The sequence below is a fragment of the Variovorax atrisoli 110B genome (genome assembly GCF_000382045.1).
Lineage (GTDB): Bacteria > Pseudomonadota > Gammaproteobacteria > Burkholderiales > Burkholderiaceae_C > Variovorax > Variovorax atrisoli.
This window is the reverse complement of record NZ_KB907455.1, coordinates 37528-51374: the sequence shown is the minus strand read 5'-3', so window position 1 is coordinate 51374 and position 13847 is coordinate 37528. Positions and strand designations below refer to the sequence as shown.

Genomic DNA, 13847 nt, shown 5'->3' with positions numbered 1-13847 from the left:
AATTCCTGGGCGTGAATTACCCTCCCCGATCGACATCGGCACACGCACGCACGCACATCGGAAGAATGAAACTGGACCGCGAAGTGATCCTCGAGACAGCCCTCACGCTGCTCGACGAGGTGGGAATGGACAAGCTCAGCACGCGGCTCCTGGCCGAGCGGCTCGGCGTGCAGCAGCCCGCGCTGTACTGGCACTTCAAGAACAAGCGTGCGCTGCTCGATGCGATGAACGGCGAGATCCTGCGCCGCACCCACGAGCGCAAGCTGCCGGAGCCCGGCGAGACCTGGGACGCCTTCCTGCGCGAGAACGCACGCAGCTTCCGCCGTGCGCTGCTGGCGCGGCGCGACGGCGCGCGGCTGCATGCGGGCTCGGAGCCCGATCCGGCCGACCTCGACATGGTCGAGGCGCAGCTCGCCTCCGTGGTCCGCCTGGGCCTGCCCGCGCCGCAGGCGATGACGCTGCTGATCGCCCTGGGCCGCTACACCGTGGGCTGCGTGCTGGAACAGCAGGCGACGCCGCCCGACGCGGCCGAGCAGCAGCAGGCGCTCGACGCCGCCGCGGCCTCGCGCCCGCTGCTGGCCGAGGCCTTCGCCAACTACCGCAAGGCCGGGCCCGACGCGCTGTTCGAGATCGGCGTCGACCTCATGCTGGAAGGCGCGAAGGCGCGCATGGCGGGCAATGCCCCGGCCGCGCGCCGCCGCGCGATGGCGGACAAGCCGCCCGCAGCACCGCGTCGCTGAAGCCGCTCAGCGGTTGTCCTCGACGATCCAGCCGGCGGCCTTCTCGGCCATCATGAGCGTCGGGCTGTTGGTGTTGCCGCTGGTGATGGTGGGCATCGCGCCCGCATCCACCACGCGCAGGCCCTGCACGCCGCGCACGCGCAGGCGCGAATCGAGCACCGCCGCCGGGTCGTTGTCGGCGCCCATCTTGGTGGTGCCCACCGGATGGAAGATGGTGGTGGCGATGTCGCCGGCCAGGCGCGCCAGGTCTTCGTCGGTCTGGTACTGCACGCCGGGCTTCCATTCCTCGGGCTTGTACTTGGCGAGCGCGGGCTGCTGCGCGATGCGGCGCGTGACGCGCAGCGACTCGGCCGCCACCTTGCGGTCTTCGTCGGTGCTCAGGTAGTTGGGCGCGATGGCCGGGGCGTCCTCGAAGCGGTTGCTGCGGATGCGCACCGAGCCCCGGCTCGTCGGGTTGAGGTTGCACACGCTAGCGGTGAAGGCCGGAAAGCTGTGCAGCGGATCGCCGAAGGCGTCGAGCGACAGCGGCTGCACGTGGTACTGCAGGTTGGGCCATTCGCGATCGGGCGAACTGCGCGTGAAGGCGCCGAGCTGCGAGGGCGCCATGCTCATCGGACCGCTGCGCTTGAGCACGTATTCGAGGCCGATCTTCGCCTTGCCGATCATCGACGAGGCCATCACGTTGAGGGTGGGTGCGCCCGCGATCTTGTAGACGGCGCGGATCTGCAGATGGTCCTGCAGGTTGGCGCCCACGCCGGGCGCGTCGAGCACCACCTCGATGCCGTGCTGCCTCAGCAGCTCGGAAGGGCCCACGCCCGAGAGCTGCAGGATCTGCGGCGAGCCGATGGCGCCGGCGCTCAGCACCACCTCGCGCGTGGCGCGCACCGTGACCTTCTCGCTGCCGTTCCACACCTCGGCGCCGGTGCACCGGCGCGTGCCGTCGGGCTGCGTCTCGAAGAGCAGGCGCGAGACCTGCGCGCCGGTCCAGAGCTCGAAGTTGGGCCTGCCGTAGCAGGTCGGGCGCAGGAAGGCCTTAGCGGTGTTCCAGCGCCAGCCGTTCTTCTGGTTGACCTGGAAGTAGCCCACGCCCTCGTTGTTGCCGCGGTTGAAGTCGGTGGAGTGCGGCACGCCGGCCTGCTCCGCGGCCGCGGCGAAGGCGTCGAGGATGTCCCAGCGCAGGCGCTGCTTCTCGACGCGCCACTCGCCCCCCGCGCCATGCATCTCGTCGGCGCCCAGGTAGTGGTCTTCGTGCTTCTTGAAGGCCGGCAGCACGTTCTGCCAGCGCCAGCCGTCGTCGCCGGTGAGGTCGGCCCAGTGCTCGTAGTCGCGCGACTGGCCGCGCATGTAGATCATGCCGTTGATGCTGGAGCAGCCACCCAGCGTCTTGCCGCGCGGATAGCGCAGCACCCGGCCGTTGAGGCCCGCGTCGGGCTCGGTGCTGTAGAGCCAGTCGGTGCGCGGGTTGCCGATGCAGTAGAGATACCCGACCGGGATGTGGATCCAGTGGTAGTCGTCCTTGCGGCCCGCCTCGATGAGCAGCACGCGCCGGTTCTTGTCGGCGCTCAGGCGGTTCGCCATGAGCGAGCCGGCGGTGCCGGCGCCGATGACGACATAGTCGAAGGTGGTCTCGCTCAAGTGGTTGTCTCCTTCTGCCCGTTCTTGTCTGCATACGGCGCCCAGTGCACCGTTGCCAGTTATCCGTCAGTACCAGTGCTCCCGCGGAACCGGCTCCGCCGGGCCGCAGGGAGCGCCCCTCGAGGGGGGATGCGAGCGACACGAAGTGCGCGAGAGTCGGGGGTGGACTTATTTTGCAGTGGGCATCACGAACTCGGCGCCCTTGCCGATGCTCTCGGGCCAGCGCTGCATCACCGACTTCTGCTTCGTGTAGAAGCGCACGCCCTCTTCGCCGTAGGCGTGCATGTCGCCGAAGAGCGAACGCTTCCAGCCGCCGAAGCCGTGCCAGGCCATGGGCACCGGGATCGGCACGTTGATGCCGACCATGCCCACCTGGATGCGGCGGCTGAACTCGCGTGCCACGTTGCCGTCGCGGGTGAAGCAGCTCACGCCGTTGCCGAACTCGTGCGCGTTGACGAGGTCGATCGCGTCCTTGAAGTTGGCCACGCGCACGCAGCTCAGCACCGGGCCGAAGATTTCTTCCTTGTAGATGCGCATCTCGGGCGTGACGTTGTCGAACAGCGTGCCGCCCATCCAGAAGCCGTCGCTGCAGCCTTCGCCGGCGGTGTTGCCGTCGAACTTGCGGCCATCGACCAAGAGCTTCGCGCCTTCCTTCTCGCCCAGGTCGATGTAGCCGGTGATGCGCTCGTGCGCGGCGCGGGTGACGATCGGGCCCATCTCGGCCGCGAGGTTCTCGCCGTTGAGCACCTTCAGCGTCTTCGTGCGCTCGACGAGCTTGGGAATGATCTTGTCGGCCACGTCGCCCACCAGCACCGCCACGCTGATGGCCATGCAGCGCTCGCCGGCCGAGCCGTAGCCCGAGCCGATCAGCGCATCCACGGTCTGGTCGATGTCGGCGTCGGGCATCACCACCATGTGGTTCTTCGCGCCACCCAGGGCCTGCACGCGCTTGCCGTGGCGGGCGCCGGTCTCGTAGATGTAGTTGGCGATGGGCGTGGAGCCGACGAAGCTGATGGCCTTGACGTCGGGGTGCTCCAGCAGTGCGTCGACCGCCGCCTTGTCGCCCTGCACCACGTTGAACACGCCGTCGGGCAGGCCGGCCTCCTTCAGCAGCTCGGCGATGCGCAGCGCGGGCGTCGGGTCGGTCGGGCTGGGCTTGAGCACGAAGGTGTTGCCCGCGGCGATGGCCACCGGGAACATCCACATCGGCACCATCACCGGGAAGTTGAAGGGCGTGATGCCGGCGACCACGCCCAGGGGCTGGCGCAGCGTCCAGTTGTCGATGCCGGTGCTGACCTGGTCGGTGTAGTCGCCCTTGAGCAGCTGCGGAATGCCGCAGGCGAATTCGACGATGTCGATGCCGCGGCTGACTTCACCCTGCGCGTCGGTGAAGACCTTGCCGTGCTCGGCGGTGATCATGTGGGCGAGTTCGTCCTTGTGCTCGTTGAGCAGCTGCAGGAACTTGAACATCACGCGCGCACGGCGGATCGGCGGCGTGTCGGCCCAGGCCGGGAAGGCGGCCTGCGCGGCGGCGACGGCGGCGCCGACCTGGTCTGCATTGGCCAGGCCGACCTTGCCGGTGACGGCGCCGGTGGCGGGGTTGGTCACGTCCTGCGTGCGGCCGGAGGTGTTGGCGGCGAGCTTGCCGGCGATGAAGTGGTCGATGGAGGTAGGCATGGGGAGAACCCTGATGGAGGCTGTGTCCGGAGGAAGAATGCGGCCAGTTTAGGCAGCGCGTTGTTCCTCGCCTAGTCACGATGCTTGAACTTATTGTTCGCAATGGCGAACAATGCAGGCATGAAACCCCAAAATATCGAGTCGCTCTGGACCCACCTGCACTGGCTCACCGTGCTGGCGCAGCAGGGCAGCTTCACCGCCGCCGCGCTGCGCCTGGGCGTGAGCAAGGCGGCCATGAGCCAGCGCATCGCCGAGCTCGAGCGCGCGGCCGGCGCGCCATTGGTGCAGCGCACCACGCGCAGCGTGCGGCTCACCGAGGCCGGCCAGCGGCTGGTGGACGACATGCGCGGCCCCTTCGAGCAGATCGCCCACAGCTTCGCCGGCGTGCGCGACCTCGCGGGTGTGCCGCGCGGGCTGGTGCGGGTGACGGCACCTGTGGCCTTCGCGCGCCAGCAGCTGGTGCCCAGGCTGGCCGATTTCCTGCGCGCGCAGCCCGAGGTGCGCATCGAGCTCGACCTGTCCGACCGGCTCAGCTCGCTCGCGATGGAGGGCTTCGACCTCGCCATCCGCCACACCGCCGCCCCGCCCGACACGCACGTGGCCTGGACGCTGTGCGAGACCCGCTCGGTGCTGGTGGCCAGCCGCGCCTACCTGCGCCGCCGCGGCACGCCGCGCGAGCCCCAGGCCCTGGCCGGCCACGACTGCCTGCACTACCCGCGCGCGCAGGAAACGCCGACCTGGCACTTCGAGACCAGGTCCTCGGCGCCGCGCATCACGGTGCCGGTCTCGGGTCCGCTGGTGGCCAACAACAGCGAGGCGCTGCGCGACGCGGCGCTCAGCGGCCTGGGCATCGCACTGGTGCCCGACTTCAGCGCGCAGTCGGCGCTGCAGTCGGGCAAGCTACAGCAGGTGCTGCCGCAGTGGCGTTCGGTGGGCGCCTTCGGCGAGCGCCTGTACGCCATACGGCCCTACGCCACGCACGTGCCTCAGGCGGTGACGGCCTTCGTGGCCTGGCTGCGCGAAGCCCTGTCCGATGGCTTCGCACCCTGAAGGAAACATGAAGAAACGGCGTGGTGCCCTACGCGAACGAAGGGTCTGGCGTACCTTGACCTCGGATGCACGCGGTTACGATGCGCGCACCCGGCCCGGGTTTTGTTAACTTTTCCGCTCACCCGCCTCATTCTTCATCCCGCCATGTCTCCCGCCCCATCGCCTGCCGACGCCTCCGCCGCCGACAGCGCGTGGCCCCGCGTCGCGCAGCGCGAGCAGGACGGCCGCCAATGGACGGTGGCCAGCGGCCGGTGGACCACGCTGGCGATGTCGTCCAAGGCGGCGTGGCAGGCGCTGGCCGACAGCCTGAAGGCGGCCCCGCCCGCCGACGACCGCGCCTGGGACCTCCGGCCCGTCGAGCAGCTCGACCACATCGGCGCGCAGCTCCTGTGGGACCACTGGCGCCACGAGTGGCCCGCGACCATCGAGCTGTCGCCGCAGCACAAGGCCGTGCTCGATCACGTGGCGCAGCACACCGTCGCCACGCCCGACGAGCCCGCGCCCACGCTGAGCGACCGCATCCGCGCGTTCTCGCACAACGGGCCGCGGCTCATGTACGTGGTGCGCGACTTCACCGCGCTGGTCGGACAGCTCGCGCTCGACCTGTGCCGGCTGGCGCGCGCGCCGCACCGCGGGCCGTGGCGCGATTTCTCCGGGCACCTCTACCAGTTCGGTGCCACGGCGCTGCACATCACGGCGCTGGTCGGCCTGCTGATCGGCGTGGTGCTGGCCTACCTGATCTCGCAGCAGCTGCGCCAGTACGGCGCCGAGACCTTCGTGGTGAACATCCTCGGGCTCTCGCTGATCCGCGAGCTGGGGCCGGTGCTGGCGGCCGTGCTGATCGCCGGCAGGTCGGGCTCGGCCATCACGGCGCAGATCGGCGTGATGCGCGTGACCGAGGAGCTCGACGCGATGCGGGTGATGGGCATCCCGCACGGCTTTCGCCTGGTGATGCCGCGCGTGCTGGCGCTGGCCATCGCGATGCCGCTGATCAGCCTGTGGACCTCGATGGCCGCGCTCGCGGGCGGCATGCTCGCTGCCGACGCGGCGCTCGACATCTCGCCGGCCTACTTCCTCTCGGCCCTGCCGCGCGCGGTGCCGATCTCGAACCTGTGGCTGGCGATGGCCAAGTCGGCGGTGTTCGGCATCCTGATCGCGCTGATCGGCTGCCACTTCGGCATGAAGGTGAAGCCGAACACCGAGAGCCTCGGGCGCGGCACGACCTCGTCGGTCGTCACGTCGATCACCGCGGTGATCCTGGTCGACGCATTGTTCGCCGTGCTCTTCAAGGGCATCGGCTTCCGTGCATGAACATGACCTGCTCCCCCAGTCTTCGCGCACTTCGCGTCGCTTCGCCACCCCCCTCGCCGGGGGCGACACCCGCGGCCCGGCAAAGCCGGTTCCGCGGTGTCCCTGGCCTCGGCCATGCGGTGTTCACGGATCGCGCACCTCGCTGGCGAAATGGATCAGCCGCATGAGCATGCCCGTGCGCCCCGACACCGACCCCACCGTGGTGGACATCCGCGGCCTTTGGACCGTGTTCGAAAGTCCCGACGGCGAGCAGGTGGTGCACCGCGACCTGCAGCTGCACATCGACCGCGGCGAGGTGCTCTCGCTGGTGGGCGGATCGGGCACGGGCAAGACGGTGCTGCTGCGCCAGATCCTCGGACTGGAGAAACCCACGCGCGGCCATGTCGAGGTGCTGGGCCAGGAGCCCGGCGAGCTCAGCGCCTCGGGCGCGGCCAACGTGGGCATGCTGTTCCAGCACGGGGCGCTGTTCTCGGCCTTCAGCGTGCTGGAGAACATCGCCTTTCCGCTGCGCGAGCTGAAGCTCCTGCCCGACGAGCTCATCCGCCACGCGGCGCTGGTGAAGCTGCAGATGGTGGGCCTGGGCCCGCAGCACGCCAACAAGAGCCCGGCCGATCTTTCGGGCGGCATGATCAAGCGCGTGGCGCTGGCACGCGCGCTCATCATGGACCCGCCGCTGCTGCTGCTGGACGAACCCACGGCCGGCCTCGACCCCGAGGCCTCCGACAGCTTCTGCAACCTGCTGCGCGGCCTGCACCGCGAGCTGGGCCTCACGGTGGTGATGGTCACGCACGACCTGGACACCCTCTTCGACCTGAGCACCCGCATCGCGGTGCTGGCCGACCAGAAGGTGATCGTCACAGGCGCGGCGCGCGAGGTCATCGCGTATCCGCATCCCTTCATCCACGAATACTTTCTCGGCGGGCGCGGCCAGCGCGCCCTCGAAGCGCTGCATGACAAGCCGGCCCCCGAGCGGGCCGCTGAAAGGTAGGTAGCCACCATGGAAAACAAGGCCCACGCCCTCGCCGCCGGCGCCTTCGTGCTCGGACTGATCGCCGCGCTCGTCGCGCTGGTGGTCTGGTTCACGCGCGACAACACCGTGCGCAACATCTACGAGCTCTCCACCCGCGACGCGGTCAGCGGCCTGCAGCCGCAGGCCATGGTGCGCTACCGCGGCATCGCGGTGGGCAAGGTTGCGTCGATCGACTTCGACCCGAAGGTCAAGGGCAACGTGCGCGTGCGCATCACGGTCGACGAGCGCGTGCCGCTCACCACCTCCAGCTTCGCCACGCTGAGCTACCAGGGCGTGACCGGCCTGGCCTTCATCGCGCTGGACGACAAGGGCGAATCGACCGTCTCGCTCAAGCCCAACAACGACGACCCGCCGCGCATCCCGCTCAAGCCCTCGATGCTGGCACAGCTGCAGGACCGCGGCGAGGCCATCATCAACCAGGTCGAGGAAGTGACCAAGCGCGCCAACCAGCTGCTGAGCGATCCCAACCAGAAGCGCGCCGCCGATGCGCTGGAGAACATCGCGGCGGCCTCGGCCAGCGCCAACACGCTGCTCAAGACGCTCGACAACACGGTGAAGACCGGCCTGAACCCGGCGCTCTCGAAGATGCCCGACGCACTGGCCTCGGTGAAGAAGGCGGCCGGCGACGTCTCGCGCGTGGCCAACAACTTCAACACCACCGTGGGCAGGCTCAACGCACCCGACGGCCCGGTCGAACGGCTGAGCGACGGCACCAAGGCGCTGGCGCAGGCGGTCGATTCGTTCAACGCCGCCACGCTGCCGCGCGTGAATCGCGTAGCCGACGACACCTCGCACGCGGTGCGCCGGCTGGGCCGCGCGGCGGACAGCATCAACGACAACCCGCAATCGCTGCTGTTCGGCAACGGCGGCGCGGCTGCGGGCCCCGGCGAACCGGGCTTCCAGGCGCCGGCCGCGACGCGGCCCTGATTCCCGACGAAGGGAGGATCACCGACCATGAACGCCATTCGCAAGACCCCTGCCGCCCTCGCGCTCGGCTGCGCCCTGCTGCTGGCCGCCGGCTGCGGCGCGCTGCCCGACAAGCCCGCGCGCGCCACGCTCTACGACTTCGGCCCCGGCCCGGCGATGCCTGCCGCGGCACCCGCGGCGGCCACGCTCCCGACGCTGTCGCTGGCCGAGTTCGAGAGCAATTCCCGCCTCGACGGCACGCAGATCCTCTATCGCCTGGGCTACGCCGACGCCAACGAGTTGCGGCCCTACGGCCAGTCGCGCTGGAGCCTGCCGCCCTCGCAGCTGCTGCGCCAGCGGCTGCGCGACACGCTCTCGGAGCGCCGCATGGTGCTCGGCCCCGAAGAGGCGGCCACCATCTCGCGCGGCCGGGGCCAGGCGCCGGACACGCTGCGCATCTCGCTGGACGAGTTCAGCCACTACTTCGAGTCCGCGAGCGCCAGCGTGGGCCTGGTGCGGCTGCGCGCCACGCTCGTGCGCAGCACCGCCGCAGGCGACCGCGTGCTGGGCCAGCGCCTGTTCACCGTGCGCCGCCCCGCGCCCAGCGCCGACGCACCCGGCGGCGTGAAGGCGCTCATCTCCGCCAGCGACGCGGCCGTGGCCGAGGTGGTGCAGTGGGTCGACCAGTTGCAGCAGCAACAGCCGCGGCAGTAATCTGCGGCACCGCACGGAAGGAAGGAGCATCGTCCCATGAACGCAACCCGCATCGTCGGCATCCTGCTGATCGTGGCCGGCATCGCCGCATTGGCCCTGGGCAGCTTCAGCTTCACCAAGGAAACCCACCAGGCCAAGCTGGGGCCGCTGGAGTTCTCGGTGAAGGAGAAGGAAACGGTCAACCTGCCGGTGTGGGCCGGCGTGGCGGTGATCGTGGTGGGCGGGGCGCTGGTGCTGCTGGGGGGCCGGAAGGGCTGAGCCCCCTTCAGGCCCGCTGGCCCGACAGCCCGGCCAGCAACTGCGGCAGCAGGTCTTCGGAAGCACCGCGCAGCACCACGGCCGCCGCGTCGTCCAGGTGCGGCAGCGGCTCCAGGTTCAGCGTGATGAGCCGCGCGCCGTGCGCGAGCGCGGTCTGCGGCAGCTCGGCCGCCGGGTAGACGATGGTGGTGCTGCCCACCACCATGAACAGATCGCACTCCTGTGCCGCCACCTGCGCATCGAGCAGCACGCCGGCATTCAGCATCTCGCCGAACATCACCACGTCGGGCCGCGCGTGCGCGCCGCAGCGCAGGCAGCGGTGGAAGGGCCAGGGGCCGCTTCGGTTGCCGCAGCGGTCGCAGCGCCAGCGGCGCAGCGAGCCGTGCAACTCCAGCACGTCCTGGCCGCCGGCCAGCGTCAGCAGGCCGTCGACGTTCTGCGTGACCAGCCGGGTCGCAGGGCGCAGCCGCTGCAGCAGCGCGAGCGCGGCGTGGCCCGCGTTCGGCTGCGCCGACTCGATCGTCGACAGGCGCTGCGCCCAGAACTTCGTGAAGCCCGACGGGTCGCGCTGCAGGTCCTCGGCGTGGGAGAACTGCAGCGCGTTCTGGCTCTTCCACAGTCCGTCGGCATCGCGGTAGGTGGGAATGCCCGAGGCGCGCGACAGGCCCGCGCCCGAGAACACGACGATGCGCCGGGCATTGCAAAGCAGCTCGATGGCCGCGTGGATGGGAGAAGCGGAAGAAGGGATGTCTGTTGTGACTGGCGTCATCGCTCTGGTCTTGGGGAACTGGCTCCGGCCGCGGCCGCCTGCGCCGGCGAGGCGCCGAGCCGCTGCGACACCGTGTCGGCGCACGCCTTGAGCGCGCGGGCGATCTGGCCGTCCCACGCGGTGTCGAAGATGCCGGCCGGGCCGATGGCGGTGACGGCCAGCACGATGGCGCCAGTGTGGTCGAAGACGGGCGCGGCCATGGCGCTGACGCCCTCGATGACCTCGCCGTCGGAACGGCTGATGCCGTGGTCGCGCACTTCCTGCAGCTGGCGCTCGAAGTCGCTCCATGAAGGCAGCGGCTGCACCGGCGGCATGCCCGCGGGCGGCTGCGGCTCGCCGCCCTTGCGCTGCTTCTGGCGCTGGCGCTCTTCCTCGAGCAGGCTGCGCACCACATCGGCATCGAGGTAGGTGGCAAAGACGCGGCCCGAGGCGGTGTTGGTCAGCGAGAACACCGTGCCGTGCCGCATGTTCACGTGCACCGGCGAGGGCGACTCGGCCGTGCGCACGATGGTCGCGCCGCGCGCGCCCCAGACGGCCAGTGCCACGGTATGGCCGATCTGCTGCGCGAGCTGGCCGATCAGCGGCGTGGCGATGTGCACCGGGTCGGCCTGCTGCAGGCTGATGAGGCCCAGTTGCAAGGCGAGCGGGCCGAGCAGATAGTGGCCGCTGGCGCGGTCCTGCTCGATGAGGCCCAGCCGCCCGAAGCTGACCATGTACGGATGCGCCTTGGCCGCCGTCATGTCGGCCTCGCGCGCCAGGTCCTTCAGCGCCATGGGCCGGCCGTGATGCACCAGTGCGCGCAGCAGCTGGCCGCCGACTTCGATGCTCTGGATGCCGCGCTGGGCGCGGTCGCTGTCACTGGCTGCCATGGCCGGCCTCGCCTTCTGGTCGTTCGTTCATGAAGAAGGGATTAGACATTAACTGATCTGCGGCTTACACTGCGGCCATTCGTTAACTGCGAATTCGTTCGACTTAGACGAATTTCAAGATTCCACCCACCGACGGAGACACCCGATGAGCCAAGCCAAGAAATTCGCCAGCCAGGCCGACATGGAAGAGAAGAAGGTCACCTTCAGCCAGATCTCGGAACATGCCTGGGCCTACACCGCCGAGGGCGACCCCAACACCGGCATCGTGATCGGCGACGACTGCGTGCTGGTGGCCGACACCCAGGCCACCCCCGCCATGGCGGCCGACGTGGTGCGCCGCATCCGCGAGGTGACCGACAAGCCCATCAAGTACGTGGTGCTGACCCACTACCACGCGGTGCGCGTGCTGGGCGCGGCGGGCTACGGGGCCGAGCACATCCTGGCCAGCCAGGACACGCGCGACCTGATCGTCGAGCGCGGCGAGCAGGACAAGGCCAGCGAGATCGGCCGCTTCCCGCGCCTGTTCCAGAACGTCGAGACCGTGCCGCCGGGCCTGACCTGGCCCACCATGACCTTCACCGGCAAGATGACCCTGTGGCTGGGCAAGCTCGAAGTGCAGCTGATCCAGCTCGGCCGCGGCCACACCAAGGGCGACACCGTCGTCTGGCTGCCGCAGGAACGCACGCTGCTGTCGGGCGACCTGGTCGAGTTCGGCGCCACGCCGTACGCGGGCGACGCCTACTTCAAGGACTGGCCGCAGACGCTGGACAACATCGCCGCGCTCAAGCCCGTGGCGCTGGTGCCGGGCCGCGGCGCCGCGCTGACCACGCCGGCCGAAGTGGCCGAGGGCCTGACGGGTACGCGCGACTTCATCTCCGACGTCTACGCCAGCGTGCAGGAAGGCGTGAAGGCCGGGCGCGACCTGAACGCGGTCTACAAGGAGACCTACGCGAAGCTGCAGCCCAAGTACAGCAAGTGGGTGATCTTCGACCACTGCATGCCCTTCGACGTGAGCCGCGCCTACGACGAGGCCTCGGGCCACGCCGATCCGCGCATCTGGACGGCCGAGCGCGACGTCGAGATGTGGAAGGCCCTCGAAGGCTGATCGAACTGCGCCCTCCCCCTCTGGGGGAGGGTTGGGGTGGGGGCAGGCAGAGCGCCCGAAGTGACGGCAGCCTGCCCCCATCCCGGCCTTCCCCCAGCGAGGGAAGGAGCGAAGACCCAAGACACGGAGACAAGTACGTGATCGACTATCAGAGCCTGCGCTTCGACTACAGGCGCCACGCCGACCAGGACGCGGCGGCACCGGCGCACCACCCCGTCGTGATCGTCGGCGCCGGCCCGGTGGGCCTCACGCTGGCCATCGACCTTGCATTGCGGCAGGTGCCCGTGGTGCTGCTGGACAACGACAACACCCTCTCGAGCGGCTCGCGCGCGATCTGCTTCGCCAAGCGCACGCTGGAGGTGTTCGACCGCCTGGGCTGCGGCGACCGCATGGTCGACAAGGGCGTGTCGTGGAACGTGGGCAAGGTGTTCTTCCACGACGAGCAGGTCTACCGCTTCGACCTGCTGCCCGAGCCCGGCCACGAGCGCCCGGCCTTCATCAACCTGCAGCAGTACTACGTCGAGGGCTACCTCGTCGAGCGCGCGGCGGCGCTGCCGCTGGTCGACCTGCGCTGGAACAACAAGGTCACCGGCATCGAGCAGGGCGACGACGGCGCAGTGCTGACGGTGGAGACGCCCGAGGGCAGCTACAGGCTGCAGGCGGACTACGTGGCCGCCTGCGACGGCTCGCGCTCCAACATGCGCCAGATGCTGGGCCTGGAGGCCAAGGGCCGCGTGTTCCGCGACCGCTTCCTGATCGCCGACATCACGATGGACGCCGACCTGCCCACCGAGCGGCGCTTCTGGTTCGACCCGTCGTTCCACCCCGGCCAGAGCGTGCTGCTGCACAAGCAGGCCGACGGCATGTGGCGCGTGGACTTCCAGCTCGGCTGGGACGCCGACCCGGTGGAGGAGCGCAAGCCCGAGAACATCACGCCGCGCGTGCGCGCCCTGCTCGACAGCATCGGCTTCGAAGGCGTGCAGTTCCGGATCGGCTGGGCCAGCGTCTACACCTTCGCCTGCCAGCGCATGGAGCGCTTCCGCCATGGCCACGTGCTGTTCGCGGGCGACTCGGCCCACGGCGTGTCGCCCTTCGGCGCGCGCGGCGCCAATTCGGGCGTGCAGGACGCCGACAACCTCGCCTGGAAGCTCGCCGCCGTGGTGCAGGGCCAGGCGCCCGATGCGCTGCTCGACAGCTACGCCAGCGAGCGCGAATACGCCGCCGACGAGAACATCCGCAACTCCACCCGCGCCACCGACTTCATCACGCCCAAGAGCGAGGTGAGCCGCCTCTTCCGCGACGCGGTGCTCGAGCTGACGAAGCGCCACGCCTTCGCACGCACGCTGGTCAACAGCGGCCGACTCTCGGTGCCCTCGGTGCTGCGCGACTCGCCGCTGAACACGCCCGACGCCGACGCCTTCTCGGGCGCGATGGTGCCCGGCGCAGCCGCGGCCGACGCGCCCGTGGTGCACGCGGACGGCAGCACCGGCTGGCTGCTGCGCGAATGCCATGTCGAGCAGTTCACCGCGCTGGTGTTCGGCCAGGGCGAGGCGGCAGAGCGCAGCCTGGCCGAGCTGAGCGCCAGCGACCGGCCGCTGCACGTGGTGCGCATGGAAGACGGCGCCCGAGGCAGCGAGCTCGCCGCGCAGCGCTACGACGCCCGGCCCGGCACCGTGTACCTGCTGCGCCCCGACCAGCACGTGTGCGCGCGCTGGCGCGCCCCTTCGGCGGCGCAGGTGCGCAGCGCCGTCGATCGCGCGCTCGGCAAACACTGACACTGATG

At 69.9% G+C, this 13847-nt stretch carries 13 protein-coding genes; 9 read left to right on the top strand and 4 right to left on the bottom strand.

What is annotated here, in order from left to right:
- Positions 1-65 precede the first annotated feature (65 nt).
- Positions 66-740, top strand: coding sequence for a tetracycline resistance transcriptional repressor TetR (tetR, locus tag G369_RS0118090; RefSeq protein WP_019655432.1), 675 nt, complete (start codon positions 66-68; stop codon positions 738-740).
- A gap of 6 nt (positions 741-746) precedes the next feature.
- On the opposite strand, the gene G369_RS0118085 is transcribed toward tetR, so the two are convergent.
- A complete protein-coding gene (locus tag G369_RS0118085) occupies positions 747-2375 on the bottom strand; it encodes a GMC family oxidoreductase (RefSeq protein WP_019655431.1) in 1629 nt (542 codons plus the stop codon).
- Positions 2376-2543: 168 nt separating this feature from the next.
- Positions 2544-4052 carry a CoA-acylating methylmalonate-semialdehyde dehydrogenase gene (locus G369_RS0118080; protein WP_019655430.1) on the bottom strand — a complete coding sequence of 503 codons (1509 nt, stop codon included), beginning with the start codon at positions 4050-4052 and terminating at the stop codon, positions 2544-2546.
- A gap of 120 nt (positions 4053-4172) precedes the next feature.
- Between G369_RS0118080 and G369_RS0118075 the strand changes: the two genes are divergently transcribed.
- From G369_RS0118075 to G369_RS0118050, 6 genes are all read left to right on the top strand, one after another.
- Positions 4173-5102 (top strand): LysR family transcriptional regulator, encoded by a 930-nt coding sequence (locus G369_RS0118075; protein ID WP_026346472.1) that lies wholly within the window; start codon positions 4173-4175, stop codon positions 5100-5102.
- A 144-nt stretch (positions 5103-5246) separates the two neighbouring features.
- Positions 5247-6413 carry an MlaE family ABC transporter permease gene (locus G369_RS0118070; protein ID WP_019655428.1) on the top strand — a complete coding sequence of 389 codons (1167 nt, stop codon included), beginning with the start codon at positions 5247-5249 and terminating at the stop codon, positions 6411-6413.
- A gap of 163 nt (positions 6414-6576) precedes the next feature.
- Complete coding sequence (locus G369_RS0118065; protein ID WP_019655427.1) at positions 6577-7401, top strand: ABC transporter ATP-binding protein; 825 nt, start codon at positions 6577-6579, stop codon at positions 7399-7401.
- A gap of 9 nt (positions 7402-7410) precedes the next feature.
- Positions 7411-8370 (top strand): MlaD family protein, encoded by a 960-nt coding sequence (locus tag G369_RS0118060; protein WP_019655426.1) that lies wholly within the window; start codon positions 7411-7413, stop codon positions 8368-8370.
- Positions 8371-8397: 27 nt separating this feature from the next.
- A complete protein-coding gene (locus tag G369_RS0118055) occupies positions 8398-9063 on the top strand; it encodes an ABC-type transport auxiliary lipoprotein family protein (protein WP_019655425.1) in 666 nt (221 codons plus the stop codon).
- 36 nt (positions 9064-9099) lie between these two features.
- The gene (locus tag G369_RS0118050; RefSeq protein WP_019655424.1) at positions 9100-9321 is read left to right on the top strand and encodes a hypothetical protein; all 222 of its coding nucleotides are present in this window, start codon (positions 9100-9102) and stop codon (positions 9319-9321) included.
- A 7-nt stretch (positions 9322-9328) separates the two neighbouring features.
- Here the strand turns inward: G369_RS0118050 and G369_RS0118045 are convergent, their stop codons facing one another.
- Positions 9329-10090, bottom strand: a complete 762-nt coding sequence (locus tag G369_RS0118045) for an SIR2 family NAD-dependent protein deacylase (RefSeq protein WP_019655423.1) — start codon at positions 10088-10090, stop codon at positions 9329-9331.
- Complete coding sequence (locus G369_RS0118040) at positions 10087-10959, bottom strand: IclR family transcriptional regulator (RefSeq protein WP_019655422.1); 873 nt, start codon at positions 10957-10959, stop codon at positions 10087-10089. Before G369_RS0118040 ends, G369_RS0118045 begins: the two co-directional genes overlap by 4 nt.
- Before the next feature lie 145 nt (positions 10960-11104).
- Between G369_RS0118040 and G369_RS0118035 the strand changes: the two genes are divergently transcribed.
- Entirely contained in the window at positions 11105-12064 is a 960-nt protein-coding gene (locus G369_RS0118035) for an MBL fold metallo-hydrolase (protein ID WP_019655421.1), read from the top strand.
- Positions 12065-12201: 137 nt separating this feature from the next.
- Positions 12202-13839: an FAD-dependent oxidoreductase gene (locus tag G369_RS0118030; RefSeq protein WP_019655420.1), complete on the top strand. Its 1638-nt coding sequence runs from the start codon at positions 12202-12204 to the stop codon at positions 13837-13839.
- Positions 13840-13847: the final 8 nt, after the last annotated feature.